General features: G+C 67.4%; 25 protein-coding genes. 12 read left to right on the forward strand and 13 right to left on the reverse strand.

The window, feature by feature from the left end; all coding sequences use genetic code 11:
* The first annotated feature begins 1,549 nt into the window (after positions 1-1,549).
* The 3 genes from E8A74_RS48330 (at position 1,550) to E8A74_RS48340 (ending at position 3,751) form a co-directional block, all read left to right on the forward strand.
* On the forward strand, positions 1,550-2,608 hold the full coding sequence (locus E8A74_RS48330) for an RNA polymerase sigma factor (protein ID WP_170229946.1): 1,059 nt from the start codon (positions 1,550-1,552) through the stop codon (positions 2,606-2,608).
* Between the two features lie 371 nt (positions 2,609-2,979).
* The gene (locus E8A74_RS48335) at positions 2,980-3,327 is read left to right on the forward strand and encodes a hypothetical protein (RefSeq protein WP_136935971.1); all 348 of its coding nucleotides are present in this window, start codon (positions 2,980-2,982) and stop codon (positions 3,325-3,327) included.
* Between the two features lie 13 nt (positions 3,328-3,340).
* A complete protein-coding gene (locus E8A74_RS48340) occupies positions 3,341-3,751 on the forward strand; it encodes a helix-turn-helix domain-containing protein (protein WP_136935972.1) in 411 nt (136 codons plus the stop codon).
* A gap of 851 nt (positions 3,752-4,602) precedes the next feature.
* Here E8A74_RS48340 and E8A74_RS48345 read toward each other — a convergent pair.
* The 9 genes from E8A74_RS48345 to E8A74_RS48385 are packed head-to-tail and all read right to left on the reverse strand — an operon-like array spanning position 4,603 to position 12,004.
* Positions 4,603-5,382, reverse strand: a complete 780-nt coding sequence (locus tag E8A74_RS48345) for a hypothetical protein (RefSeq protein WP_136935973.1) — start codon at positions 5,380-5,382, stop codon at positions 4,603-4,605.
* An 11-nt stretch (positions 5,383-5,393) separates the two neighbouring features.
* Positions 5,394-5,693, reverse strand: coding sequence for a hypothetical protein (locus tag E8A74_RS48350; RefSeq protein WP_136935974.1), 300 nt, complete (start codon positions 5,691-5,693; stop codon positions 5,394-5,396).
* A 4-nt stretch (positions 5,694-5,697) separates the two neighbouring features.
* Positions 5,698-5,958: a hypothetical protein gene (locus tag E8A74_RS48355; RefSeq protein ID WP_136935975.1), complete on the reverse strand. Its 261-nt coding sequence runs from the start codon at positions 5,956-5,958 to the stop codon at positions 5,698-5,700.
* Positions 5,955-6,953: a SpoIID/LytB domain-containing protein gene (locus E8A74_RS48360; protein ID WP_170229948.1), complete on the reverse strand. Its 999-nt coding sequence runs from the start codon at positions 6,951-6,953 to the stop codon at positions 5,955-5,957. The genes E8A74_RS48355 and E8A74_RS48360 overlap by 4 nt, the downstream gene beginning before the upstream one ends.
* A complete protein-coding gene (locus E8A74_RS48365) occupies positions 6,950-7,360 on the reverse strand; it encodes a hypothetical protein (RefSeq protein WP_136935977.1) in 411 nt (136 codons plus the stop codon). The genes E8A74_RS48360 and E8A74_RS48365 overlap by 4 nt, the downstream gene beginning before the upstream one ends.
* A gap of 60 nt (positions 7,361-7,420) precedes the next feature.
* Positions 7,421-8,620 (reverse strand): hypothetical protein, encoded by a 1,200-nt coding sequence (locus tag E8A74_RS48370; protein WP_136935978.1) that lies wholly within the window; start codon positions 8,618-8,620, stop codon positions 7,421-7,423.
* A gap of 29 nt (positions 8,621-8,649) precedes the next feature.
* Complete coding sequence (locus E8A74_RS48375; RefSeq protein ID WP_136935979.1) at positions 8,650-9,270, reverse strand: hypothetical protein; 621 nt, start codon at positions 9,268-9,270, stop codon at positions 8,650-8,652.
* Between the two features lie 12 nt (positions 9,271-9,282).
* Complete coding sequence (locus E8A74_RS48380; RefSeq protein ID WP_136935980.1) at positions 9,283-10,089, reverse strand: hypothetical protein; 807 nt, start codon at positions 10,087-10,089, stop codon at positions 9,283-9,285.
* Positions 10,090-10,102: 13 nt separating this feature from the next.
* Entirely contained in the window at positions 10,103-12,004 is a 1,902-nt protein-coding gene (locus E8A74_RS48385; RefSeq protein ID WP_136935981.1) for a LysM peptidoglycan-binding domain-containing protein, read from the reverse strand.
* 187 nt (positions 12,005-12,191) lie between these two features.
* Between E8A74_RS48385 and E8A74_RS48390 the strand changes: the two genes are divergently transcribed.
* Positions 12,192-12,914 (forward strand): P-loop NTPase family protein, encoded by a 723-nt coding sequence (locus tag E8A74_RS48390; protein WP_136935982.1) that lies wholly within the window; start codon positions 12,192-12,194, stop codon positions 12,912-12,914.
* On the opposite strand, the gene E8A74_RS48395 is transcribed toward E8A74_RS48390, so the two are convergent.
* The 3 genes from E8A74_RS48395 to E8A74_RS48405 are packed head-to-tail and all read right to left on the reverse strand — an operon-like array spanning position 12,911 to position 15,525.
* Positions 12,911-13,690, reverse strand: a complete 780-nt coding sequence (locus tag E8A74_RS48395) for a hypothetical protein (protein WP_136935983.1) — start codon at positions 13,688-13,690, stop codon at positions 12,911-12,913. The genes E8A74_RS48390 and E8A74_RS48395 overlap by 4 nt on opposite strands.
* A gap of 18 nt (positions 13,691-13,708) precedes the next feature.
* Complete coding sequence (locus tag E8A74_RS48400; RefSeq protein ID WP_136935984.1) at positions 13,709-14,116, reverse strand: transglutaminase-like domain-containing protein; 408 nt, start codon at positions 14,114-14,116, stop codon at positions 13,709-13,711.
* Positions 14,117-14,169: 53 nt separating this feature from the next.
* Positions 14,170-15,525: a PH domain-containing protein gene (locus E8A74_RS48405; RefSeq protein WP_136935985.1), complete on the reverse strand. Its 1,356-nt coding sequence runs from the start codon at positions 15,523-15,525 to the stop codon at positions 14,170-14,172.
* A gap of 391 nt (positions 15,526-15,916) precedes the next feature.
* On the opposite strand from E8A74_RS48405, the gene E8A74_RS48410 reads away from it, so the two are divergent.
* The 7 genes from E8A74_RS48410 (at position 15,917) to E8A74_RS48440 (ending at position 22,323) form a co-directional block, all read left to right on the forward strand.
* Positions 15,917-17,074 carry a PEGA domain-containing protein gene (locus E8A74_RS48410; RefSeq protein WP_136935986.1) on the forward strand — a complete coding sequence of 386 codons (1,158 nt, stop codon included), beginning with the start codon at positions 15,917-15,919 and terminating at the stop codon, positions 17,072-17,074.
* A 23-nt stretch (positions 17,075-17,097) separates the two neighbouring features.
* Positions 17,098-18,345, forward strand: coding sequence for a hypothetical protein (locus E8A74_RS48415; protein WP_136935987.1), 1,248 nt, complete (start codon positions 17,098-17,100; stop codon positions 18,343-18,345).
* A 25-nt stretch (positions 18,346-18,370) separates the two neighbouring features.
* Entirely contained in the window at positions 18,371-19,516 is a 1,146-nt protein-coding gene (locus E8A74_RS48420) for a hypothetical protein (RefSeq protein WP_136935988.1), read from the forward strand.
* A gap of 182 nt (positions 19,517-19,698) precedes the next feature.
* Positions 19,699-19,905, forward strand: coding sequence for a tudor domain-containing protein (locus tag E8A74_RS48425; RefSeq protein WP_136935989.1), 207 nt, complete (start codon positions 19,699-19,701; stop codon positions 19,903-19,905).
* Positions 19,906-20,051: 146 nt separating this feature from the next.
* A complete protein-coding gene (locus E8A74_RS48430; protein WP_136935990.1) occupies positions 20,052-20,906 on the forward strand; it encodes a hypothetical protein in 855 nt (284 codons plus the stop codon).
* Positions 20,907-20,929: 23 nt separating this feature from the next.
* Positions 20,930-21,358: a hypothetical protein gene (locus tag E8A74_RS48435; protein ID WP_136935991.1), complete on the forward strand. Its 429-nt coding sequence runs from the start codon at positions 20,930-20,932 to the stop codon at positions 21,356-21,358.
* Complete coding sequence (locus E8A74_RS48440) at positions 21,355-22,323, forward strand: site-specific integrase (protein ID WP_170229949.1); 969 nt, start codon at positions 21,355-21,357, stop codon at positions 22,321-22,323. Before E8A74_RS48435 ends, E8A74_RS48440 begins: the two co-directional genes overlap by 4 nt.
* 615 nt (positions 22,324-22,938) lie before the next feature.
* On the opposite strand, the gene E8A74_RS48445 is transcribed toward E8A74_RS48440, so the two are convergent.
* On the reverse strand, positions 22,939-23,970 hold the full coding sequence (locus tag E8A74_RS48445) for a hypothetical protein (protein ID WP_136935993.1): 1,032 nt from the start codon (positions 23,968-23,970) through the stop codon (positions 22,939-22,941).
* 1,461 nt (positions 23,971-25,431) lie between these two features.
* On the opposite strand from E8A74_RS48445, the gene E8A74_RS48450 reads away from it, so the two are divergent.
* Entirely contained in the window at positions 25,432-26,490 is a 1,059-nt protein-coding gene (locus E8A74_RS48450; RefSeq protein ID WP_170229946.1) for an RNA polymerase sigma factor, read from the forward strand.
* Positions 26,491-26,657: the final 167 nt, after the last annotated feature.

Genomic DNA, 26,657 nt, shown 5'->3' on the forward strand with positions numbered 1-26,657 from the left:
CCTCCCTCCGAAGTTCCTTCGAACCGTGTGTGTTCTGTTGGGGGCGCGCCTCGCGCCCGTCACTCTCTGTCCTGGAACCAGATTCCATCGGATCCAGATCGGGGGGCAGATTTGCCGGGGGCCCCCCCTGGCGGATTTGCTGGGGGCCCCCCTGGCAGATTTGCCGGGGGCCCCCCTCGGGGGCAACCGGTGCTGGTGGAGTCGTTGGACTGGTCCGAGAAAGGCTTGGACGTGTCCTCACGGCCTCCTGCCCGGCGCGAGCAGCAGATCCGCCGGACCCGTCGAGGATCGTGTAGAGGTGAGGGGCCTGGCCGACGTCCCCCCGTCGCGGCACTGGTCGCCCTGCGGCCTTCTGCTCAGCGGCGAGCCGCGCCCAAGTCATGGCCTCGACGTGGAGCCAGCCGCCTGTCACGAGCTCGCCGAGGGCTCGCTGGATGGTGCGCCGACTCCCGATCGCCGCATGGCTTCCGAGGGCTTCGAGCCCGATCCAGGTTCGGCCAAGGTGGTCAGCGTGCTCGAGGAGCACCGCCAGAACCGCGCGAGCAAAGCTGCTCTTCGGTCCGTCCGGAGACCAGACCCGCCAGCGCAGCGAGTTCTTCCACGCATGCGGAGAAGGCGGGTTAGGGGTTGCCTCGTTCTGTGTGGCTTGTCCTACATGGCGCGTGGCAAAAACACGCGCGCCTGTGTCGCGGCGGGATCCACCCGCCACAAGTCGTGATACCGTCATGGCTGTCTCGCAAGCGCGTCGTTCCGGGGCTCTGTCGCCAAACTAAAGACCCGGCCGGCGCGCTTATTTTTTGTGCCCTGTCAGCACTCCACGTTGTGGTTTCCTCGCCGACCACGGACCAGCCCGGCCGAACGTGCGTCCAGGTGACACGTTTTCAGGGCCGAGATCAAGGGGTCTCGTGCGTCCGGGGACAAAGTCCCTCAGCAGAGAGGGCTTTGTCAGCGCTGCTTCGCCGCGTGTGTCGTTTGTCTCGGGGGTTCGTCCGGGCTGGGTTCGTCCCGGGGACCGGACTGGGTTCGTCCCGGGGAACTTGGCCAAACCCCTCCGGTGCGTGGCATCGAGGGCACCATGCAGCGGCAAAAACCCTACCAGGAGCGTCCGAAGATCCTTCGCCCGTGCGCTGGTCAGTGCGGCGCGTTTGTTGAGGTGACCGAACATCGAGGCGGCGAAGGTTGGTGCTCGACATGTCGCGTTCGTCGACACCGAGGGCGCGCAGTTCAGGCGGGCGCCAGCTGCGCGGTCTGCGGCGAGGTGGATCGGGTGGTGCTCGGTCCTCACGAACTCGCGGATGGTACCGCGGTGCTTTGTAGGAACGACGCAGCGCGCGCTCGTCGTCGGGCTGTAACGCTGGACGAGCTGCGGCAGGAGCTCGCGGTGCGGGTCGCGAGGTTCAGAGCCGCGTAGGGGCTCGACACGTTTCTGCTGTAACGTTTCCCGTGCAACCTGGTGTTCCGTCGGGACACGAGCAACGCCCCCCAAAAAATTTTGACCCCTCGGTCGATTTCCTGTCGCCAAGTCGCGGTCAGACTGACGTTACAAGTTGTGCGTCCCGTCTCAGCCGTCCCCACTCCCGACCCGTCCCCCGAGGAGCCTCACGGCTGGTCGTTTCAGGCGCTTTGCGAGACCTTCGCGGCGCTCGTTCCTGGGTGGCTTCGGAGGTGCGGCGTACGGGGGCACGAGCTTGAGGACGCTGTCCAGGAGTCCCTCATCGCCATGTGGCAGAGGGCGGACGAGATCCCCTCGGATCGCGGAGAGGCGCGTCGAGCGCTTCTTCGACCTGTCGCTCGGATCGCGTTGCGTGCGCGTCGCCACGCACAACGCGCGGACGCGCGGTTCGTCCAGGCCGATGAGGCCGAGATCCTCGATCCGTGTGATGTGGAAGTCTGGGTCGAGGCTCGCGCGCTCGTGCTCGATGCGCTCGACGTCCTTGACGAGGGGACACGAGCTCTACTCGTGGCTCACGACCTGGAGGGCTGTTCGAACGCCGAACTCGCCAAAAGGTTCGGGGACAAGGAGCAGAACATCAAGCAGAGGGTGATCCGGGGGCGGCAACGCCTCCAAAGGGAGATCGAAAGCTTGCTCAAGGGCAAGTCTCGGAAGACCAAGCGCAACCGCTCTCGCGCCGTGATGGTGCCGCTCGGTCTCGCGGGCCTCGACCCGACAGACCGCGCCATCCTGTGCGCCGTGCTCGACACCGAGCGAAGAATTTTGCCCCTTGGTGGGCCCCCGCCTCCGTCTGGAGTCTTCGCGTTGGTGGGTGGAGCTGGGACCCTCCTCGGTCCAGTGCTCGCAGCGGTGGCGGCCGTGCTGGGGACGGTGGCGGCGCTGCTGCTCGTCGCAAGCTTGCTGCCAAGACTTCGGCCGGACGTGGGCTCCTCCTCGATGCGGTGGGGGACTGCCGTCGAGCCGTTTAACGCGACAACAACTGCTGCGGTTGGGGCGGCTGCACTGGTGGTGGCTCCTCCGCGTGGCGCAGTTCCTCCCGTTCAAGCTCGGGCGTCTGTGCCACGGAGTGTGGCGGGTCCGCCTGTTTCGCCCGAGGAACTCGCCGCACGCGTCGCAGCGCTTCGAGCCGTAAACGTGGGGAGACCACCGCCTTAGGGTCTTCATTCGCAGTCGGCCGCGGTTCCGGACCTGCTCACGCAAAGCTGGTCTCTTCTGGGCACAGGAACCGCGGCCGACTGGGGGTGAAGACCCGCGAACCCGTCTCGTGATCGGCCGCGCTGCGACCGTCGGGAGATGTGTGGCCATCGATCGCGAGCGTGAGCGAGCGTCCCGTGGGCTGCGCCCTGCGCCAGGCACGCAGTCCGGGGGACGCTCGCTCACGCCCGTGAGCCGGAGCAAGAACCATGGATCAGGCCGAAAGAAAGATGCTGCCCTTCCCTTCCCCGGCGACCGCTCCTCCGCCAAGCGGCGGCCCGCCTCCCTCGGGGCCTTCGTCGAGGCGCCGCTGCCGTTCGCCGCTCGAGGAGGTGGTTGACGAGCTGTGCGGCCTGGACGTGCACGAGCTGGCCGATGTCCTGCGGTACGCCCAGCGGGTTCGGGCGGTTCGCGGGGACAAGCCGACCCCCGAGCTCGTGTCCCATGTCGTCGACGCTGTTGGACGGCTCTTCCCCACGCATCGAGCGGGCGTCCCGCTGTCGCTCGTGCGTGCGGGGTTGCCGTCCGTGCCGAGGACGCTGCTCGACAAGGCTCTGCTCGAGGCCGAAACGCGGCAACTGCTACGCCTCGAGCCCGTGAAGTTGCCAGCGCCGTTCGTTGAGATTGGTGCGGGGATTCAGCACGAAAAAGGGCTTCTTTACTTCGCTTTGCCGCGATGACGGAGGATGCGTGATGGGTGGTCGCAGGGAACATCCCCCCTTGGTTTCCCAGGTTGGCGCGAGGATCCGGCTTTTGCGGCTCGAGCGGGGGCTGTCGACGAAGACGCTTGGGCAACGCTCTGGCTTGTGGCCGAGCCATCTGGAGGGGATCGAGCTCGGCCGGATCTCGCCTAACGTCGTGACGGTACGGGCCATCGCGGAGGCCCTCAAGGTGCAGCCGTTCGATCTGCTGAACTGCGACACGACGAGCGATCACGGGGCGCTTGTCGAGGACATGCGGCACTGGAACCCCACGACGGTGCGGAAGATGCTCGTGGTGATTCGGGACCGCCTCGGGAACCTCGAGCGCGGTTCGGTGCGGCCAGGGCTGGCGAGTGGCAGGCCGCCAGCCCCGAGGACCTCGGCACCATCCGCGGCTTGTTAGAACGCGGTTGCCGTTTCATTGATCCGGACCGCAACCCACGGCGCTGGAGCTACGGGGCCAAACGTCGAGCCAGCATCAATTCGGCTCGGGAAGCACGGGCGCAAGGCGGTTCGGCCGGAACCGTTGGCCAAGATGGGGGTATGTCCCGCGAACATCTCGCACATCTGTACGTTTCGCCCCCTCAGCATCCTGTAAATTTGGATCACTCGCAACCGCTGGGCCTCGCGGTGAAAGTGCAGGTCCCACCCGCGCCACCCCACGATCCACTGACAAGGCGACATGATTTCTCGTTCGGGAAGTTATTACACGTCCACCCGGTGGTGGTGACCAGTCCCTGGTGACACGTGTGTGACACCCCATTCGCATCATTGTAACTGCACTCGTTACTCTGCATGGGCACCGCTTCGCTCTGCGTGGGCGCCGCTTCGCTCGCCTCGGCCGAAAACGCGTGAACCGCGAAGCCAACGGCGAAGGAGGCGAGGAAAACGCTGCGAACCTGATTGAAATAAAGCATGGTTAGGCTCCTATTGTTCTCGTGTGTGTGGCTGTTGTTACGCGTGTATTGGTGGACGTCGTGCGCCTCGGGGGGAAAGCAAGGGGCAAGCCAGAGGCGTCAGGAGCTTGGTGGGGAGACGTTCGCCGTACAATTCCAAGAGCGACCCATGCTCTGCGGGCCCAAGCCAACGGACGTCCAGCGAGTTGCCCATGACGTCACGTTTCGATTCTGCGGCTGGCTGGCAAGCGCAAGCTGTTCCGGCCACGCAACAACTGTCATGGCGCTGTTACGGCACCTGTAACGTCGTTATGACGGTCTCGTCGAGAGGAGGCGTGACGGACCTACCGCGCGAAGGCTAGGGGACAAAATGGCGAGCCAGCATCACGAGCCCACCAAGGACCAACCCCGGGCCGATGTCGTCGCTCGAGCTGTTCGAGGTGGCTTTCGTCGTGGGCTCGACGCTGGGGGCGGGAGGGCCGCTTAGCAGCCACGGCGCGACGTGCTGTGCGGCAAGCTTGGGCTGCGCAAACATCGCCTGATAACTGTGGGCTTTCGCGTCGCTCTTCGCGCTCGCGTACGAGTAAACCCATAGCTGGCCGTCTCGCGACACTACGGGCGCCTCAGGCGGCCCGCCCTGCTTGAGCGGAAACCCCGTGGCCATCCGCAACACCGTCACCGTTGACGCGAATGGCGTGAGCGGTGGCGTAAGTTCTTCCGTGTACGTCTGCCACGTGTGAGACGCGACCACGAGCACCTTCCCACGCCGGGCCTCGTCCGCGAGCTCGCGGAGCCAGGCGATATGCCACTCCTGCGGGGGCCATGATGCGTGGGTGCCGTCAGAGAGGAGGTAGGCGTCGGCCTTCGCGCCGTCCATCCGGAGCTTGCGCACGCGCTGGCATCCGGCGCTATACCCGACGAGCGCGAGCCGCGAGACCTGCGCGACACCGCCAGCCTTGTGGGCGAACTCCAGGAGCTCGGCGAGCGTCTCGGTCCCCTTCGCGCTGTCGTCGGCGATGATGCAGGGGGCAGGGCCGAAGGCCGCGCGGATCTTCGCGTCCATGCCCGCCCACGAGAGGAACGTGGCCACGAGGGGCCGAGAGGGACCGAGGCCGGGCTGCACGAGACGGAGGACCATGGCGAGCTCCCTCAGCCCCCTGGCTTCCGCACGAAGGGCGCCCCATCAAGCAGCGCGCCGATCTCCTGCGTCCACCCAGGGCCCGCAGGGTGGCGCCACGATCCGTCCTGCTTCACACCCACGGGCACGCCGTACGTATGTACATAAGTACCCTTGTCCCAAAGCGTGTACGCCTCCCCCTCGGGCACGATGGCGGCCGCGGTGACGCCGACGGTCGCCTGATACCTGCGCAGCCGTCCGGTTCCCGCCGCGTCGCGGATCTGCTCCTGGAGGCTCTTCTCACGTTGCCTGTCGGTCGCTTTCTTCGCCATGGGCTCACCTCGATCGGGGTGTGAAGGCTGCGAAATCGCCGTTTTTACCGCTCCAATATTCGTACTTGGGTTGCTTGCTCGTGGCGTGGAGGTTCTCCACGGCCACGTATTCGAGATCCCTGCCGCTCACGAGGGACTTGATCGTGTCCGTCAGAAAATTCTCGGTCGGAACGGACACAACGTAGGCGAAATGGTCCCACTCCTTGCGGAAGCTCGACCAACGGTAGACCGCGAACGCGAACTGGCTGAGGGGGCGCTTGTTCAAGGGAGACCTCCACGAAAGAGCCACTGAAAAACCGCCCCGGCGACCGCGAGGCCCGGGATCGGGTCCGAGCGCTCGGCCGCTGGCTTGGTCGGGAGCGTGGTCGAGGTCGAGTTCGTCCCGACCGTCGCGCCGAGCTCAAGATCGGCGCCGTAGAAAAACCGCAGGATCTCGGGGTAGCGGCGCCCGTTCCGCGCGAGCCAGTCGGCGCAGTTCTGGCCCATGCAGCCGCGGTTGTCGGTGCGTCGCATGTCGGAGAGCCGTGTCGGCTGGACGAACCGCCCCGTTTTCCCCTCGTTGTAGGTGACCCAGCGCTCCGTGTGCGTCGGGTCCGCGCCTGCCTTGCCGCTCGTCCAGAGCGCCCCTGCCACGTAGTTTCCGAGCACGAGGCGCCCCTGGTACCGCGCCATGATGCCCCGCGTGTCGGCTGCGGCTGCAACGCACGAGGCGAACGCCGAGCGCGCGTAGACTTGGAACTTCTGCGAGTTGATGATCGGCACCGTGCGACCGAGCGCCCGGTGATCCCGCATGGCTCTTTGTACGTATGTACGTGCCGCGATGGCCTGCGCCTTGAGGGCCTCGGGGTGCGCGTGACCGTTCTCGCCGGTGACAACGCGCGGCAAGTAGTCCTCCTCAAAGCGCATCCAACCGTCGACCGTGAGGACACGATCGCGCTGCTCCTCGGGGGCGGAGCTGTCGAGCTCGACGTGAAGCGGCTCGCCGAGGGCCCGCGCATCGAGCGCGGCTCGCGCGAAGACCTCTTCGGCCGTGGGGGCCGCGGCGTCCTCCCAGCCGAGGGCCTCGACGATCGCGCGCGCGTTGCCCGTCTCGAGCGCGGCCGCGGTCAACGGTCGGCGGTAGAGCTCGACGAGCAGCGCGCGGGCCTCGTCGACGGTCCCCACGCCGAAGAGGGCGGCCACGGCCTGGAGCTCGCCCACGCGGACGGCCTCGCGCCCGGTGACCTCGGGCCACGCCTCGAGCAAGGCAGCCCGAGTCATACCTGCACCCCTCGACGCAGCAGCATCGCAGGCACCACCGAGATCCCGCATTCCCCCCGCGTCGACTCGCCCGGATGGAGCCAAACGCGGGCGCGAGCTCGGCCGGCGTCGGACTCGAAGCGCCACACCCAGCGGGCCACCGGCGCTGGGTAGCGGGCGATCGCCGTGACCTGCCGCTTGTGGATGATCGGGCCGATGAGCACGGCGGGCAAGGTCGCGGTGAGGACCTCATTTCCAAGCGCTGGATCCCGAAGAACCACGTCAACCGAGACGCGCCAAACGGGCGCGGCGTCATCGACGTTCAAGGGCGCCGGCTCGACGATCAGAACGCAATGGTTCGAGGGGAGCCCCGCGTCGGCCTCGACGCGGTTCTCCTTTTGTTCGCTGTCGATATGCACGCCCACCATGGCCAGCCCTCCCGGGCGAGGGACGCGCCACGAGCGCGCCCCTCGCGCCGTTCCCGTCGTCTACCTCGTCACCTGCCCACGGCGTGCGAGCTGGAAGCCGATCCCGTTGAGGTTGAGCTGGACGTAGAGCCCCACCTCAAGCGGCTTCGCCTTCTTCCCCGAGCCGAGATCGATGGGCTTGATCGGGAAGATGACGTCGGAGGGGAGGTGCAAAACCGCGCTGAAAGCGCCGTCTTCGCTCCGCTCGGGGTCGTCGCAGAAGATATAACCGTCCTGGACCGGCAGCACCGCAGCGCCGCCCGAGGTCCGCGCGAGGGAGCGCACGCGCACGTCGGGGATGTTGCGCAGGTGATCGACCAGGATCTCGCGGCGGTTCGCGCTCCCGCCAACGCGAGCCTTTTCCCAGACGAAGTAGAGCGCCCCCGAGCGACGCACAGCCCGATAGAGCAGGTTCTCCCCGGTGAAGTCGTGGAAGATCTCGGCGGGCAGGAACACGCCAGCGTCATCCCACAACCACGCGTTTCCGCGGAGAGCGCTGGCGGCGGTGTCGAGGCCCATCACGGCGCCGATGTCGCTCTCGTCGTATCGGACACGGAGGTTTGCCTCCATCATCGAGATCGATTGGATGAGGAAGTCCTGGCCGTGGCTCGTGTTCTTGCTCGGTCGCTGAAAATTCGTGATGTCGACCGTCACCCGTCCGTTGTTGCCGAGGTACGTGGTGTCGTCGTCGAGGGCCTTGTCGAAAAAGGCGTATCTCCCGGCGGGGATGCGCAAATAAGCACGCTCCGCGTTGCCCTCGCATTTGCAACGGATCTCGGTGGCGTAGTAGTAGCTGCCGGCCTGGTTGATCGTGAACTCCTTGCCCTGCTGGTCCCACCGGCGGACGAGGGTCCTCACGCCTTCCCCGGGCAGAACCAGGTTTTTCGGCGGCTGCGGTCGGGCCGGCGCCACGGGGCGACGCTTCGCTTGCACCTTGCCGGCCTTCTTGCCCCTCGCTCTGGCCCTCGCCTGAAGGGTGCGCGCCTCCTCGAGCGAGAGCGTTCGCTTGCCGCGCGCCGCGAGCGCCCGCAGGTCGCCCGTATCGCCCTCCTCCGCCTCGAGCTCGGCCGCGGCGGTCTCCTGGGCGTCGTCCTCGTCCTCAGGACCAGCGGTGTCCTCGAGGTCGAGCTCGTCGGGCGCCGCGGTTTCGCCGCGCGCGTCGAGCTCCGCGAAGAGCTGATCGGCCTGCTGCGCCCTGGGATCGTCGAAATTCATCGTCATGGAGCCTCCATCGGTTCAGAAGTCGTCAATCACGCGGCGAACGCGGCCGCGGCGAGGGCGGCGGCGGGGTCTTGGGCCATCGGCGCGGCGGCGGCCGGCGCGGTCTGTTGAGGCAACGCCGGACGAACCGGGGCCGCGAGCTGCACGCGCACCCATTGCCCGCCGCTCTGGATCCAGGCGGTCCGATCGTCGATCGGGTGCATCACCGGGAGGGCCTGGGGAACGCCGGCCGTGTCGCCCCCAGGCTTCGCCGGGGCCTGGGCCTGCGGCTCCTCCTTCGGCCGGTTGCGGTACGCCTGGACGAAGAGCACGGCGCCCGCGGTCAAGACCGCGCTCGCGTGGGGGCTGTTCTTGCGGCGCAGGATGTAGCCGATGGCCAGGAGCGCCACGGGCAAGAGCCACCAGCGCTTTTTCACGGTCTCGGAGTTCTTGACGTCGTCGAGCGTCGCGATGTAGGCGAGGACCGCGCCGACCCCGATGGGCTGGACGAGGCTCCGCGCGGTTGCGGGCAGGGCCTTTGCCTCGGTGACCGCCGCTTCGCGCGCGCGGGTGCCGTACTCCCGGAGCGTGGCCCCAGCCGCCGCCGATGCCTGGAGATTCGCCAGAACATCACGACGAACTGGCACAAATTCGCTTACTGCTTCGGCCATATTGGAGCCTCCTTATTTGCTCATGAGCCACACCATCCCGAGGCCGAGCCCGATGGGCACGACCGACGAGAGGGCGTCGGCAGTTGATTTCCCGATCTCGCTCGTCGCCCCAGCGAGCGCCTTGCCGAAGTCCCTCGCCCCGTCGAACGGGGTGGGGAGCGGCGTGTGCTTCTCGGCCACGATCTCGCGCTGCGTTGCCTCGAGCCCATGCAAAATGGCCTTCTCTTCGGGGTCGAAGGGAAGGATCTTCCCTGCAATCTTCTCCCGCTCGACGTGCAGCGCGATGACTTTGACGCCCGCAGTATGCGCGTTGAGCAGTTTTTGCGTTTTTTGTGCCTCGAACGCGATGGCATGGTCCGACTGCGTGACGATCGTCCCGACGTAGCAGGCCGCAGCCGCGGCGACGCTGACGATCGCGACGACAGCGAGCGCCGGGAGAGCGCTTACGTCTGTCGGCAGGCCCGGGATGTCGATCGGCGGAATGGAGCCGGTGATCGCGGGGGCGTCGTCCCAGCTCAGGACGTCCTGATCAAGCACGATGTTTCCTGGCGGCGCGAGCACGATCGCCGTCCTCGCGAGGGCTGCGCCCGCCGCGTTGCGCTCGTCGTTGCCGCCGTAGAGGCTCGGGCCGAGGTCCCCGAGCGGACCGGGCGCATCCGACAGCGTGGCCCCCTGGAGCGAGAGCAGGAGCAGCGCCCGCAACTGCTTCGCGCGGTCGCTCGACGGGAGCTGTGCGAATGAGCCATTGCGAGCCGATTCCAGCGCCTTCGCGGCGGTCTCGGTCGGGCTTGTGGTGAAGTGTCGCCAGTAATACGTCATAATCCGTCCTTCTTCACGCCAGGAAAAGCCCTGCGCCCAGCATGGTCAGGAATGGCACGGCCGAACCATCGTCCTCGGTCGTCGGCTGCGTCGCCGGCACGATGGGAGGGCTCGGAAACTGCGGAACCGGCAGGCTCGGAAACTGCGGGGGCACCTGGGGCGCCGGGATCGCGTTCGGGGCCGTCCCTTTGAGCAATGCTTCGAGCCACGGCGGGATCTGCTGCGGGAGCTGCGGCACGGGGATCTGTGGCGTCGGGATGGGCGCAGGCTGCGGCAGGTTTGCCGGAGGAATGGGAGCGCTTCCCCCGAGGACTTTGCCCAGCCAGTCCGGGAGCTGGGGCAACCCGGGCAAGGTGGGCGTCGGGGTGGGCGCGGGCGTGGGGGTGGGCACCTGCGCAGCCGTGACCGTGAACAGCGCGCGATAGGTGAGCTCGTCGAGCACGCCGTCGGCGCGGAGGGGGCTCGACGGCCGAGCCTTGTTCCACCACGCTTGAAAGCTCGCGAGCGCCATCGAGGTGCGCGGCGTAGCCGTGCCCGTGAAATCGGTGGGATTCAGGCCGAAATCGGCAGGAACGCACGCCCCCGGGTTCTGCTTGGCCCAGAGAGCCAGCAGGGCTTGCGCCTGGAGGTAGATGCCGGGGTCCATCGTCCCCGTTTGCCCCGGCGCGGGGAGGCCTGGCCCTGTCGAAGGGATGGGGCTCGGGGGGGCCGGGGGCGTCCCGTTCGGGATCGAGCCAGACGCGGCCCACTCGTCGGGGATCCCGATCTCCTCACCAGCGTACAAGCTCTCCCAGTTGCCGCCGTTGTCCTTCGTGGGCTTGTGCGGGTTCGCGGCCTTGAGCTCGGACCACCATTTCGGACGCGACGGGAGCGCGCCGAGCTTCTTTGCGATGCCGTACGGCGTGTCGTTCTGCAGGACAGTGTACCGGCGCGCCGTCGTGACTGGCGCGGCCGTGTCCCGCTCGAACATCAGCCACCCAGGCGGGAGCTGCCAGACGGGCCCCTGATTGCCTGGGTTCGCGGCGACGAGTTCCGCGACGCGATCGGGGCTGCCCGTGAGCTTCTTCGCGATGCCGTACGCGGTTTCGCCAGGCGCCGCGTGGTAGACGCCGCTCGCGGGGTCGACGCCGGCGACGTCTCGGGCCACCGACGACCGACCCGCGAGAAGCCGGAGCAGGCGTTTGTCGAGCTTTTGCAGGGTCGGGACGCCCCGAAGCAGGCCTTCGAGCTGCCCTTGCTGAAGCGGCAGGATCGCGAGGTGCTTCCGCGGCCGGGGCCGCGCATCGGGGAGCCCGCTCGTTTCGCTGTACCCGTCGAGCTCGGGCATGGGCGATGGTTCGTCGTTGACGAACGTGGCCGCGGCGCTGGTCGCGGGCTGGGGGCTTCGCGCGGCGTGGATCTGTCGCCACGTCTCCGCGCCGCGGCCCTCCTGGATTGCGAGCTCGAGGTGCGCGCGTTCGGCCGCATCGAGGCCCTCGAAGAGCGCGGCGAAGTTCGGCCGTGGTTCGGGGGGCACCGCGGCCGGCGTTGGAGCTGGCGCCGGGGTTGGTGCGGCCGGCGTCGGAGCTGGTGCGGCCCCCTGGGAAAACTGCCGGAAGTCCACCCGCGGGGCCGCGGGGCTCTGCTGGGCGGCCCGTAGCCGCTCGGCGATCTGCGACGGGAGCTTCCCAGCGGCGCGCAACCGCTTGTAATCCGCCGGGCGTTGCACGCGCAGCACGGCATCCTGTGCGTACGCCTGGATCCCCGTGCGCTGGGCCATCGCCCGGCCTTCCGCGAGGATCTTTTGATCGTTCGCGTTCGGCTTCCGGCGCTTCGGCGGCTTCTTCTTCGGCTTCGTCAGCGCTGCGATCCCCTGCTCCGCGAGGCCCCCGAGAGCCCCACCAAGCCCCGACGCAAGCGGCGCAAGCGAGGGCATCCCGAGGCTCGTAGCGAGCGCCGCGCCCCCGAGGTTGCCAAGGCTTGACCCCATGCCGCCCGAAGGCGCGGGGTTTCCTCCACCATTCCCACCGAAAAGCCCCCCGAGCATCGACAACAGATCGCCCGTGTCCCCGATGGACGGGTCGAAACTCGGACCCAAATAGGATAACGTGGTCGCTCCGGGCATGCGTCTACCTCCTCTCCGGTGCCGCATCTGCGGCCGTCAGCGGCCCGAAATCTCGGGCGGGTTTTGCGTGTGCGGCGCCTCGGTGTGGGAGCCCATCGAGCACGAGCCACCACCGGGCGTGGTCGTCGAGGCCCTCGGCGGCTCGCGCTCGCTTGAGCCCGTCGATTTCGGTTGCGTGCTCTCCGAGGCCCTCGGCGGCGTGGTTCCCGGCCGCAAGGTGGCCGTCGGGGGCGAGCCAGGGGCCGGCAAATCCACCCTCTGCGCCGAACTCGCGGCGAAGATGGCCGAGAAGCTCGGCGGGCTCGCGTACTGGCTCGACGCCGAGCAGGATCGGGCCCTCGTCGACGCGCTCTTCGCCCGGACGAAGTCCCCCACACGGCACGTGCGCCGCATCGGCCAGCAGCCAGAGGACCCATCCAAGCCCTCGATTTCGTGGCGCGAGGCTTTTGCTGGTGTTCCGCCGAGCGCCTCGGTTGCCGTGATCGACTCGGTGCAGGCGTGGACAAACGACAGCCAGCGCGAGCAAGGCGAGCTTTTGCGGGCCGTCCGGGCGATGACGCCCACGGTCCTCGTGATCTCGCACTTCACGAAGCAAGGGCGTTTCGCGGGCTCGCGGCGTGTGCGGTACGACGTCGACGCGACGATCGCGATAGATCGCGCCGCAATCCGCCTTGAAAAGTCACGCTGGACGCCCACGCCACGCATAACGCCTCGTTCTTAGGCTGCCGCCTGGTTGTCTTCGCCCCCCGCGAGCTCATCGAAAAACGACGCAACCTCGTCGAAGGCCCCCGCGACGACATCGCCGAGATCCTCGTTTGTCTTGGCTGTCGCCTTCGTCTTCCGCGGTCGCCGTTGCTCGAAGTGCGCGGCTTCCTCGCGCTCGAGCTGCTTGAGCCTCTCGCGCTCGAGCCGCTCCTGAACGAGCGGAACGAGATCCGGATCCTCCTCGACACGCTCGAGGAACGCCTCGAGCCTCGAACGCCGGCCGCCGGCCTTGATCGTGCCCTTAACGAGGTGCCACACGGGGCGAAGCTCGGGCGGGAGGTTTTGCTCGACCTCCTCGTTGCTCTCCTGCATGCGTTCCCAGGACTTCGCCCGCGAGCGCTGCCGGTCCTTGTTTGCCACGTCGATCCGGCGGATCTCGTTCTGGTGGCGCCGCTCCTCGGCGAGGTCGTCGGCCGACTTCTTGATCCGCGGGTTGTGGGTCTCCTCGACCGTGTGGATCCCCGCCTCGCACCGAGACCGCGCCGCGGCGCGCTGCTCGTCCCGCTTGGCTCGCGCCCGTCCAATTGTACGTTTGTACGCGGCGCGCGTCTTCTTGTTCGTGCGCTCGCGGTCGAGCTTGCACGCGGTCCGGGCCTCCTTGGTGGCCGCACGCTTGCCCGCCTTGGCCTCGCCGAGGGCCTTCTTTTTCTTCGCAACCGCTGCCTTGTCGTTCGTGCGCGAAACCTCTTTGACGAGCTTTTCGCGATCTTTCGCCGATTTTCGCTTCGCCATGCAGCAGCACCCCATGGACTAAGGTCGATAGTTCGTGACTGCCGACGACGCGGGCGGGACCTGCCCGATCGCCGAGTTGAGGATCGTGGGATCCGCGCGCATCCAGCGCCCGCCGACGAAGACTTCCGCCTCGATGTGCGGGAAGCCCTGGTCGACGCGCACAGGGAGCCCTCGCGCGGGAATGCCGCTCGCGATGCAGAGCGCGACGAACGCGCGGGATTTCGCATCGCAATCGCCGTACCCGCGGAGCAGGGCGACGGCGGCATCCTCGAGCACCTCCTGCCCAGGATCCCGCACGTAATCGATCGCCCACTGGACGAACCGCAAGATCGCCCCCGGCCGTTCCTCGAGCGGCAGCCGTCGGAAGACGACGGCCCATCGCCGGACCGCGGGCAAATCAGCGTCCACAAGGCTCTGCTCGAGCATCCAACGAGCCTTGTCTTGGTTCGTCGGAAAGGAACGCTGGCCGACAAGGACCGTCACGCCGATCCCCCTGCCGTCAACGCGGCGAGGAGCGGGCCGAGGGCAGGATCTCCCGTCAGCGCCTCAAGCTCGGCGGCCAAACCCTGTGGGGCCGGCACGGGGACGTTAGGGGCGCTCTCCTTCGGTTGTGCCGCTTCGGCGGCGCCCGCGCTCGTGCCCGTCGAACCCGCGGCGACCGGTGCGACTGTGGGCGCCGGAGCCCCCAAGACGGCCCGAAGGCGCGTGAGCCGGACGGGGTCCGCCAGGAGCGCGCCAAAAGCCGCGTCGAGGTCTACACCGGGCGCAGCAGGGGCCGCCGGAGCGGGAGCTGCGGGAGCAGGGGCCGCCGGAGGGCTCTGGAAGTGCGGCTGGACGTGGGCCACCTGGACGAGCACCCACCCGGCCGCGGTGAAGGCCCACCCGAACCCCGGCGGAGGAGCGCCCGGAGGCGGCGCGATGGCGGCCGCGGGGGGAGGCGTAGCAGCCGGCGCGGGAGCCGCAGCGGGCGGGGGCGCCTGGTTTGGCGCAATGAGGCGAAGAACCTGCCCGAGGAGAGCCAGGTCCTCGTCGGGTTGCGCGGGCTGCTGGACAGGTTGCGCAGGCGTCCCGGGCAAGAGTCCCCGGGCGAGCTCGACACCCTGCAAAAGGGCCTGGGTTCCGCCCGCGTTCCCCTGGAGAAGCGGCACGATCTCGCGCACGACCTCGAGCGGGTTCGTCTCCTTCGTGGCAGGCCGCTCGACCAGCGCCCGAAGGAGCGTCGATTCCCGCGCCGAGGAGGCCTCGACCAGCGAACGCGCGAACGCCAACGCGTCGGAGTTGTTCGAGGGTGCAGGGGGCGGCTGGTACGGCGGCGGATATGGGTACGCCGCCGCTGGGCCCGGCACGTACCCCGACGGGGGCACGTGCTGCGCCGGGGCTGGGGCAGGCTGCGCCACGGGCGTGGCGGGCGGAGGAGCCGCAACGGGGGCCGGTTCTGGCGTTGGTTCCGGCGGAGGCGGCCGCATTTCGACAAACGGCCGCGAGGGGCCCGGCAGGTGCACCTTGTCGGAAAACGCCTGGAACCGGTAGGTTCGGCCGCATTGCGCCGTAAACTGGTAAGTTCCGCCCCCGTATGCATCGCTGATCTGCTCCAACGAGCGAAGCTCGCTCCCCTTCCACGATTTGGGGCAGATCTCCCGCGTGCCGTCGGCCTTGTACCGCTGCACGTGGATGATGTCGAACCGGCGCCGATCCGGCCCGGTCTCCGTCTCCGGCCTCGGAAAGAGGGGGTGTCCTCCCCATTCCGTGCCCTGTAAGTCGGCGGCGTCGAGTCCGCCTTCGCTCTCCGGCTCGCCCATATTGGAGATGATGCGCGCGCCAATAAAATTCGCCAACGCATTTCTTCATCAAATGAAGCGTTACGACGTCTCGACGTCATGATGTACTACCCATCGACGAGCCCGGCCATGTGGTGGTACCGTGGCTGACGATGGCTCCGCGCACACCTCCCTCTCGCCCACCCGATCCCACTGTCGTCCGGCGCAAGCGCTCCGGTGTCGAGCAGGTCCGGAAGACCATCTACCTCCTGCCCCTGACAAGCGAGCGCCTCGAGCGCTTCGCTTTCGAAGGCCGTCGAAAGGAATGGGAGGTCGTCGAAGAGGCTCTCCGCGAGTATCTCGACCGATACGCCCCCGCCCCGTCGAGGCGGCGTACGACCCGCCCGCCAACGAGCCAGCCACCGCCGACAACCCGCAAAACCACCATCCCGCCCCGGAGTGGTCGCGCGTGAAGGTGGTGGGGCGGGCCCTCGTCCTCGTGCTCCTGGGGCTCGCCCCCGTGGGGGAGACCGCGGCCGCGGGGCCCACCTCAACGACGAGCAGCGCGCCAACCTTCGAGCAGCTCGTCGAGGCGGGCAACCAGGCGCGCGTGGGGCGGCGATGGGCGGAGGCGGTCATCGCCTACTCGGACGCGCTGAAGCTTCGGGACGATCTTACCGTGGTTGGGCGCCTCGGCCTCGCCCTGTTCAAGCTCGGCGAGCACGCCGCGGCCGCGTCGCAGCTTCACCGCGCACTCGAGGAGCCCAACGCGGGAGCGTCACCCGCCGAGCGGGTGCAGTTCGTGACGGCGTACGACGTCACGCGGCGCGAGGTCTGCCGGCTCGACGTGAGGCTCGACAGGACGGGCGCGCGTGTCGAGCTCGACGGGCGCGTCGTGCAGGAAGGGCCCGCGGACTTCTGGTTGTTCGTCGCGGCGGGCAAGCACGAGCTCCGCGCGGCGCTCGAGGGGTTCGAGGAGGAGACGAAGACGATCGAGGTGCCGCGGGGTGGCCGAAAGCCGGTGGAGTTCACGATGAAAGCGAAGGCGACGCCGGCGGTGCAGGTCGACGAGCCACGCGTCGAGCCCACACCGCCACCGCCCGCGCCTGTAGCAGCGCCCGCACGCAAAGAGCCAGCGCCTCGCTCTGCTCCGTCGAACTCGGCTGGACACGTGGGAATCGGCGCGGGGGTGGCCGCCGTGTTCGGCGCGACGCCCGGCGCAGCCGTTGGGCCTCAAATCTTCGGGGCGTGGCGGCGCGGATGGTTCTCGGTTGGGCTCGAGGGGCGCGCGGCGTGGGGGCTCAAGGAGACCAAGAATTTGCAGTTCATGTCCTGGACGGTGACAGCCTCACCATGTGCCCACTGGCGCGCGTGGTTCGGCTGCGTGCTTGTGCAGGCGGACTGGCTTCAAGCGCCCGCCCCCGCGCTGATCCGCACTGGGGGGCAGGTGGGTCTTGGCGTGCGCGGTGGCGTCGAGTTCTTCCCGCAAGCGCCGGTTCGTCTGCGGATCTGGGGGGATGCCGTCGCGCGTACGAGCGGCATCCCAGTACGTGCGAACAACCAACCCATCTGGTTGAGCTCTGCCATCGTAGGATCGCTGGTTGCTGGTGGCGTCGTGACCTTCTAGGTTTGTCTGTTAGGAGATCGGTCATGGAGCGTAGGTTCGTCTTGGTCCTCGTTACTTCGTTGTCAGCCGCCACTGTCGTCGAGGGCTGCGGCCTCGGTGAAGCGACGGAAATCGATTGCATCACCCCTGGACCCATCTACGACACGCAGGCTTGCCGGGAGGTTCGTGACGCCCTCGACGCGGGAGCAGACGGCGCGGATGGTTCCGACGGTGAACCTGGCTCAAGCGCACGGAGCTGCGGTGGCGTCTGCGTCGAGAACGCTCCCAACGACTTCCACGAACCGCAGCCGTTCTGGATCGGTTCCAACACGTCGAAGGCTCCGCTCTTCTGCCCCCGCGATGTCGGAGCGTTCGGGGGTGGTCGCAGTTTCGCAGACCTGAAGGTTCCTTCTTCAGGGTGCCCGGCGTGTGTGTGTGGCGACGTCACAGGGACATGCTCACCGACTCCCAGCTCGATCCTCGTCCGTGCTGCGACATGCGAAACCCCCCAAGCCTACACGTACGACTTTGGCGCGCCTGCGAGCTGGGACGGCTCCTGCACGAGCGTGAAGGCGCTGCCGGCCGGTGCCGAGTGCCCGCCAGGGAGCGGCGTCCTGTGCGCACAGTCGGTCTACATTTCTGCTTTGCCCGATCCCGTGGGGGTGGGATGCGAGCCGGTGCCGCCGCCCGTACCCTCGGTGAAGGAGGACGCTCCGTCCTCGGACAAGCCCAAGCCTCCTTCCTCCTCAAACGACGCCGCGCCTCGGTGGGGCCGCGTCGCTCTCTCGTGCAACGGGAGCGAAGCGGGAGAACCTGGCTCGTGTGGCGCAAGCGCGGCGTGTCGCTTCGAATTACCGATCAAAGTAGCGACCAAGGATGACGACGGGAGTTGGCGGTACTGCGCGCGCCACAAAGAGAAGGGGATCCACCCCTGCATGGGGGCCTCGTACACCGAACAGATCATCGTGTACCCGGACGACGCCAAGATCGACACGCGAGGCTGTACGGCGTGCGAGTGCAAGGCATCCGGAGGCTCGTGTTACGCGACGTTCGCCGTGTACGAAGACGACGCTTGCACCACGCTCGTTAGCGCGGACGGGTTCAGCTCCATAAAGCACGACTGCAACGACGTCATCCCCGCAGGCCGACCGATTGGGAGCAAGCAACTCCTGGATCTCCAGTTCGTTCCGGGCACGTGCCACCTCATCGGAGGGGGTGTGCCCTTCGGGACCGTCGAGCTCGACGAGACGAAGGCCGAGACATGGTGCTGTGACCCATCATCCGCATACTGATTTTTAGCCTTTTTTGAGGTTTGTCATGAAAGCTCGATGGATCCTGGTGTTGGTGCTCTTGGGTCTCGGTGGGGTTGTTTTCGCCGGATGTGAACACACGTGCAAGCCTGGATGGGCGTCGATCGACAACAGGGACCGCCAAATGTTCCCCGACGTCGATTCTGACTGGATTTGCCTTGGCCTGTCTTTGCCACCACCGCCGCCGCCTCCTCCTCCCGATCTCGGCGGATACAAACCTCCCGATCCCCCAGGGCCCAAGGATCCCGAGGCCGTCGCGAGGGCAGCGATCTTCATCGAAAGCTGCCAGCCGTACGATTACGACTCCGACGTCAATTCACGAATTGACCGTACATATAGCGCGATCATGGCCCGTTCGTTCGACCGCGCGCTTGCAGAGCGTGTGAATTGTTTCAAGGACAAAACGAACGGCTGCGAGGCCGTGAGGGAATGCCTCGGCTATCTCCAAACACCAGACGAGCCAACCGCTGAACCGGGATGCAAGGATGGCGTCAGCATGAGGCGGGTCGGTTCGCCTCCCGATTTGCGAAACCGCTGGCTCGATTGCGCCGGCCTGGGCCTCCAGTGTTACGACGTTCCTTACCCGTCGTGCGGGCTACCTGAATTTTCCTGCGATGCCGAGACGTTCGTTCCGCATTGCACGAGCGACGAGGCCCCACGAAATTGCATTGGCCACGCAGAAGTGGGCACTGATTCCTGGCACACGGCCCCGAGCTGCGCAGGCTTTGGGCTCACGTGTGCTGCTGACGCCAGCGAGGCCCGCTGCACGGGTCTCGGTCCGGCATGCGACGCGAAGTTCGAGACCCGTTATTGGGACTACCTCGCCGATTTTCGAGCCGGTATCGAGTGTGAGAACGAGACCACGTTGCGCGCGTGCGTGAATGGTCACGAGCAGTTGGTCGACTGTACGGCACAGGGCCAGGGCTTCTCATGTATCGGTGGCTCGCGGCCTCGATGCGGCCTGGACTTTCAGTGTGACAAATATGAGCCGCAAAACCAAGGCTTCGGTCGTCCGATATGTGACGGCCCCGAGCTCTGGATCTGCAACGCAGGGGTCCAAATGTGGGTCGATTGTAGGAGCCTCGGGTTTGAGAAGTGCGATCCGACGTTGCGTATTTGCAGGCCTGGAGCGATGGATGCCTCGAACAAGTGAGCGTTGAGCCCTACGCCTTTCCCTGGACGAGCCATGGCGCAGCGTTCGACCGCGTGTCCCTGCCGGGTGGCTTCACGTGCGCCAAGCCGGCCGTCTGGACGGTGGCCTGTGTTACTGTGGTAGACATAGAATCTCGGTTCCGATAAGGGAGGCTTTCCGGGCATGAGGCCCATGGAGGGACCATGAGCGACGACACCACGAACAAGGAACGACTTCGCTACGGGGGTGGCTGCCGCGTGCGCTGGCAGGACGACGACGGGACGTGGCATCCCGGCACGGTCGCGAACCACGGAGACAAGGGCGACTCGATTGACGTGGAGACACAGTGCCGTGTTGGGCAGGATCTCCGTTCGTTTCCTCCCTCGCGCGTTTGCAACGGGTGGGAGTGAGGAATCGCCTCGCCCGACGCTAGCGCGGCGACGGACGGACGATTCGCAGGCGCGAGCTATGCGCGAACCGAGCTTCAAACCGGCCTTCCGCGTTTCGTTTACGCAACTCCTTGACCACACCTGCCATGTTTCGTTAAACGAAACCAATGGGACGTCCCCCGCGCGCGTCGGTCGCCTCCACTCGCATCATCGGCTTTCGCCTCACCGAGGACGAGGAGCGCCGCCTTGACGAGCTCGTGACGGAGCAGCACCACCCGGACCGCTCGGCGCTGCTTCGCGCCTGGCTCGCGCAGGGTGGGCCGTCTGGGACGAGCGCGCACGCGGGCCGATCACGTGCGCGCGTACCGAACCCCTCCACGAGCACGAGCGCGAGCGCGCCGAGCTCGTCCACCTCGGCAACAGCCACGCTGGTCTCGGCTCTCTCGCCGCACGTCGTCGACCAGGTCCTCGCCGCTCTTCATCGCGAACACGATCCGCACCTTGGCTTGATCTCCATCTCAAGGGTCGTTCGCTCGCTCGTGCCACACGTTCCGGTGAACGACGTTCACACCGCGCTCCTCGCTCTCCACAAACAGGCGACGATCGAGCTACGTCCCGAGGCGGGGAGCGAGTTCTTGCACGACAACGACGCCGCGCTTTGTCCTCAAGGACCTCGGGGGACGGTCTTCTCGTTCGCGAGGTTGCTCGATCGAACGAACACGACGAACGACGCCGGCGATGATGAAGCCGTGCTTTCAGCGCTGCTGAAGCTCGCTTCGCGTGAGCCTCCGGGCTCGCTGCTCAGCGTGCGCACGCTTCGCACGATGCAGAAGCTTCCCGCGCCACGCTTCGACGCTGCCGTGCTGCGACTTTCGGGGGCTGGAAGGGTCATCCTCCATCATCACGACTTCCCGACGAGCCTGCCGGAAGCAGAGCGCGCGAAGCTCGTGCGAGACGAACATGGAACCCACTACATCGGGATCGCGCCGAGACAGGGCTCCGTTTCGTCGAACGAAACGTGAGACAATGAGGAACCGATGGAACGATGAGCGCGAAGGACATCACAGCGTTGCTCGATGAGCTCTCGCCTGCGGGCCTCGCGTCCGTCGAGGCCTTCGCACGCCAGGTGCGCGACCTGGAGCGGCGCGGCGTGCAACCGCTCTCCGGCCTCGCCCGTGAAGACTTCGCCGCCCGCGTGCAGGCAGCAGCGAACAGCTCGCGAAACGCGTGGCCCACGTCCGGATCCGACAAGGTCTTCGTCTCGGTTCTCTTCGCCGAGCTCGCGGCCAGCGGCGCGACCGTGGGGATAGACCTCGACGCGTTCAAGGCGTGTTTGCTGGAAGCACACCGCGCGCGCCTGCTCTCGCTCTCCCGATGCGATCTCGTCGAGGCGGCAAGCGCGGCCGACGTCGAGGCGAGCGTGATCCGCTACCTCTCCGCGGAGTTCCACGTCGTCATGCGTGCGCGCACATGACCGCGCTCGTGCGCGTCGCGCCGGCGACGCTCCCCGCAGGCCTCGCCGGCGACGTCCAACGCGCGGCCGAGCACGCCGCGCACGCGCGCGCACCGAACACGCGCCGCGCGTATGCTCGCGCGTGGGAACGCTGGACGGCGTACGCGCACGAGCACGGCGCGCGCGAGCTCCCCGCAGCGCCGCTCGTTGTCGCCGCGTACCTCGCGCACCTCGACGCTGAAGGACTCTCGCCGGCCTCGCTCGACGTCGCGCTGGCTGCGATCGCCGACCAGCACCGCGCCGCGCGTCTTCCTTTGCCCACCAACGATCCCGCCGTGCGCGATGTGCGCGCGGGCATCCGCGCTCGACGCGGGACGCGTCCGCGGAGCAAGGCCGCGCTGTCGCCGGCCGAGCTGCACGAGATGATCGACGCGCTCCCGCCCGACCTCGGCGGCGTGCGCGATCGTGCTCTGCTCCTCGTCGGGTTCGGCGCGGCACTGCGACGGTCGGAGCTCGTCGCGCTGCTCGTCGAGCACGTCGCGTGGCATGCGCGTGGCGTCGCGGTGCTCGTCGCGCGGAGCAAGAGCGACCAGGAGGGCGCAGGCTTCGAGATCCCGGTCCATGCGGCCCCGGGCCCGCTCTGCCCTGTCGCAGCGCTGCGGGCCTGGCTCGACGCCGCGGCGATCACGTCCGGGCCCATCTTCCGCGCCGTTGACCGCTGGGGCCGCGTCGGTCGTGCAGCACTTAGCGCGTGTGCTGTGGCCAAGGTCATCAAGCGCGCCGCGGCGCGCGTGGGGCTCGATGTGCACGAGCTCGCGGGGCACTCGCTCCGCGCTGGGTTCGCGACGACGGCGGCGAGCCAAGGCGCGAACCTGGCCGAGATCGGGCGCATCACGCGGCACGCGAGCGAGGGAATGCTCCGCCGCTACATCCGGGCGGGAACGCTCTTCGAGCGCGACCCGTTGCGCGGGGTGCTCGTGCGGTAACCTCGACCGGTCGTCTTGGGCCCCCCGTCTCCGTTTCGTTAAACGAAACCATCGTCACCACCTCGGTTCCTGGACAGACCCCAAAAACCCACTCCATGGATCTAAATTTCTGGATCCGCCCCTTGTTTCGCTGCGTCGAGTCCCGCAAGAGCCACAAAATCGAACCACTTTTCGCACAAAACGGAGCCCCAGTCCTCCCCGGTGCAATGTTTCACGGAGATGCAACCAACATTTCCGATGTGCGCAAGACTCGTGCCCTCCGCAGACAAACCGAGATATCGCCGTGGTTTGGCCATGTAGCTGAGGCTCGCCATCTTGTTTCACAGGCTCGCCGAGCCACTTAGGTCCACTAAACGATCCACTTTTCGCACCGCGAAAGCCACTCAGCTTCGCTGAGGAATGTTTCACGGCAGAATCTGCGTTCCAAACAACAATATCCCACCTCGATCGACACCTCACCCACCCACGCGGATCCATGGAAACCCATGGATTTTCCACTCCCGATCCATCAGCACGGAGCGGCTTCACTTCGTGGGGGCGTGTGTGGTTCGCCTGGAAGACTCCGACCTTCCCCGGAGCGGCTGAGCCCCATTGCATAATCGTATTCTATAATACTTAACATGAGCCGCCCCCTCCCTGCCCTTCCTCCGGCTCCTCGAGCTGCGGCAGCACGCGCCGCACCTTCGCCGGCCGGGGACCGACAGCCCCCCACCGGGGCGCGCCGGCCCTGCCAAGTGGCCGCTGCGCGACAGCCAGCGCCTCAGCATCGGCCTGGGCTTCTGGCTCGGGCACGAGCCCGGGACCAAGGGCGGCGCGGAGCTGCTCAAGCGCCGCGGTCACGCGCGGCGTGGCCGGGCGATGAGGGCTCCAGCCTCGAAACTCGGGCGGAGGCCCGCAAGGAGCCGCTTGGGGCCCTGCCTCGCGCAGCACCTCACGCGGGGGCGGCGGTGCGGAGGTTTCGGCGACGATCTGTGGCTGCTCGGGCTCGACGGGGACGGGCTCGGGTTCGTCCTGGGTGGGGTTTCCGGCGTCCTTGAGCGGCGCAAAGCCAAACTCTGCGTCGAGTTCCTCACGATCGATGCGTCGCTGTTGTCCTGGAGGCGCGAACGTCATGCAGAGCTGCTCGACCATCGCCGCGGCGCGTGCCTGCTCGACCTGCGCTTCCGGTGCGGCAGGCTCGGGTCGAGACCGCCGGGGCTCTGCGGCGTCGTGGCTTTCACGCAAGAGCGCCGCCATGGCCTCCGTCGTGCGCGCGTGGAGCTCGCGGGGTAGGTCTCGCAGCGCGTGCCGCACCTGCATGAGGTGCGGCGTCTTGCGCTTGAAGTAAAGCTTCATGACGCGCGCGGCGAGCTCGTGCCGAACCTCCACGCGGTCGCGCTTGACGCCCCGAGCGTGGAGCTTCGCGGAGATCTCGACCGCTGCCCCATCGAGGCACTCGGCCATGGCTTCGCGCTGCTCGCGCTTCAGGTCGGGCGGGAGTGGCGGCAGGCCGTAGACGTGCTTGGTCTGCTTGGCGTGCGCGGTGACGAGGACCTCCCACGCCTCGACCCAGCCCCGCTCCTCCCTCCGAAGTTCCTTCGAACCGTGTGTGTTCTGTTGGGGGCGCGCCTCGCGCCCGTCACTCTCTGTCCTGGAACCAGATTCCATCGGATCCAGATCGGGGGGCAGATTTGCCGGGGGCCCCCCCTGGCGGATTTGCTGGGGGCCCCCCTGGCAGATTTGCCGGGGGCCCCCCTCGGGGGCAACCGGTGCTGGTGGAGTCGTTGGACTGGTCCGAGAAAGGCTTGGACGTGTCCTCACGGCCTCCTGCCCGGCGCGAGCAGCAGATCCGCCGGACCCGTCGAGGATCGTGTAGAGGTGAGGGGCCTGGCCGACGTCCCCCCGTCGCGGCACTGGTCGCCCTGCGGCCTTCTGCTCAGCGGCGAGCCGCGCCCAAGTCATGGCCTCGACGTGGAGCCAGCCGCCTGTCACGAGCTCGCCGAGGGCTCGCTGGATGGTGCGCCGACTCCCGATCGCCGCATGGCTTCCGAGGGCTTCGAGCCCGATCCAGGTTCGGCCAAGGTGGTCAGCGTGCTCGAGGAGCACCGCCAGAACCGCGCGAGCAAAGCTGCTCTTCGGTCCGTCCGGAGACCAGACCCGCCAGCGCAGCGAGTTCTTCCACGCATGCGGAGAAGGCGGGTTAGGGGTTGCCTCGTTCTGTGTGGCTTGTCCTACATGGCGCGTGGCAAAAACACGCGCGCCTGTGTCGCGGCGGGATCCACCCGCCACAAGTCGTGATACCGTCATGGCTGTCTCGCAAGCGCGTCGTTCCGGGGCTCTGTCGCCAAACTAAAGACCCGGCCGGCGCGCTTATTTTTTGTGCCCTGTCAGCACTCCACGTTGTGGTTTCCTCGCCGACCACGGACCAGCCCGGCCGAACGTGCGTCCAGGTGACACGTTTTCAGGGCCGAGATCAAGGGGTCTCGTGCGTCCGGGGACAAAGTCCCTCAGCAGAGAGGGCTTTGTCAGCGCTGCTTCGCCGCGTGTGTCGTTTGTCTCGGGGGTTCGTCCGGGCTGGGTTCGTCCCGGGGACCGGACTGGGTTCGTCCCGGGGAACTTGGCCAAACCCCTCCGGTGCGTGGCATCGAGGGCACCATGCAGCGGCAAAAACCCTACCAGGAGCGTCCGAAGATCCTTCGCCCGTGCGCTGGTCAGTGCGGCGCGTTTGTTGAGGTGACCGAACATCGAGGCGGCGAAGGTTGGTGCTCGACATGTCGCGTTCGTCGACACCGAGGGCGCGCAGTTCAGGCGGGCGCCAGCTGCGCGGTCTGCGGCGAGGTGGATCGGGTGGTGCTCGGTCCTCACGAACTCGCGGATGGTACCGCGGTGCTTTGTAGGAACGACGCAGCGCGCGCTCGTCGTCGGGCTGTAACGCTGGACGAGCTGCGGCAGGAGCTCGCGGTGCGGGTCGCGAGGTTCAGAGCCGCGTAGGGGCTCGACACGTTTCTGCTGTAACGTTTCCCGTGCAACCTGGTGTTCCGTCGGGACACGAGCAACGCCCCCCAAAAAATTTTGACCCCTCGGTCGATTTCCTGTCGCCAAGTCGCGGTCAGACTGACGTTACAAGTTGTGCGTCCCGTCTCAGCCGTCCCCACTCCCGACCCGTCCCCCGAGGAGCCTCACGGCTGGTCGTTTCAGGCGCTTTGCGAGACCTTCGCGGCGCTCGTTCCTGGGTGGCTTCGGAGGTGCGGCGTACGGGGGCACGAGCTTGAGGACGCTGTCCAGGAGTCCCTCATCGCCATGTGGCAGAGGGCGGACGAGATCCCCTCGGATCGCGGAGAGGCGCGTCGAGCGCTTCTTCGACCTGTCGCTCGGATCGCGTTGCGTGCGCGTCGCCACGCACAACGCGCGGACGCGCGGTTCGTCCAGGCCGATGAGGCCGAGATCCTCGATCCGTGTGATGTGGAAGTCTGGGTCGAGGCTCGCGCGCTCGTGCTCGATGCGCTCGACGTCCTTGACGAGGGGACACGAGCTCTACTCGTGGCTCACGACCTGGAGGGCTGTTCGAACGCCGAACTCGCCAAAAGGTTCGGGGACAAGGAGCAGAACATCAAGCAGAGGGTGATCCGGGGGCGGCAACGCCTCCAAAGGGAGATCGAAAGCTTGCTCAAGGGCAAGTCTCGGAAGACCAAGCGCAACCGCTCTCGCGCCGTGATGGTGCCGCTCGGTCTCGCGGGCCTCGACCCGACAGACCGCGCCATCCTGTGCGCCGTGCTCGACACCGAGCGAAGAATTTTGCCCCTTGGTGGGCCCCCGCCTCCGTCTGGAGTCTTCGCGTTGGTGGGTGGAGCTGGGACCCTCCTCGGTCCAGTGCTCGCAGCGGTGGCGGCCGTGCTGGGGACGGTGGCGGCGCTGCTGCTCGTCGCAAGCTTGCTGCCAAGACTTCGGCCGGACGTGGGCTCCTCCTCGATGCGGTGGGGGACTGCCGTCGAGCCGTTTAACGCGACAACAACTGCTGCGGTTGGGGCGGCTGCACTGGTGGTGGCTCCTCCGCGTGGCGCAGTTCCTCCCGTTCAAGCTCGGGCGTCTGTGCCACGGAGTGTGGCGGGTCCGCCTGTTTCGCCCGAGGAACTCGCCGCACGCGTCGCAGCGCTTCGAGCCGTAAACGTGGGGAGACCACCGCCTTAGGGTCTTCATTCGCAGTCGGCCGCGGTTCCGGACCTGCTCACGCAAAGCTGGTCTCTTCTGGGCACAGGAACCGCGGCCGACTGGGGGTGAAGACCCGCGAACCCGTCTCGTGATCGGCCGCGCTGCGACCGTCGGGAGATGTGTGGCCATCGATCGCGAGCGTGAGC

Source organism: Polyangium fumosum, from assembly GCF_005144585.1.
GTDB lineage: Bacteria > Myxococcota_A > Polyangia > Polyangiales > Polyangiaceae > Polyangium > Polyangium fumosum.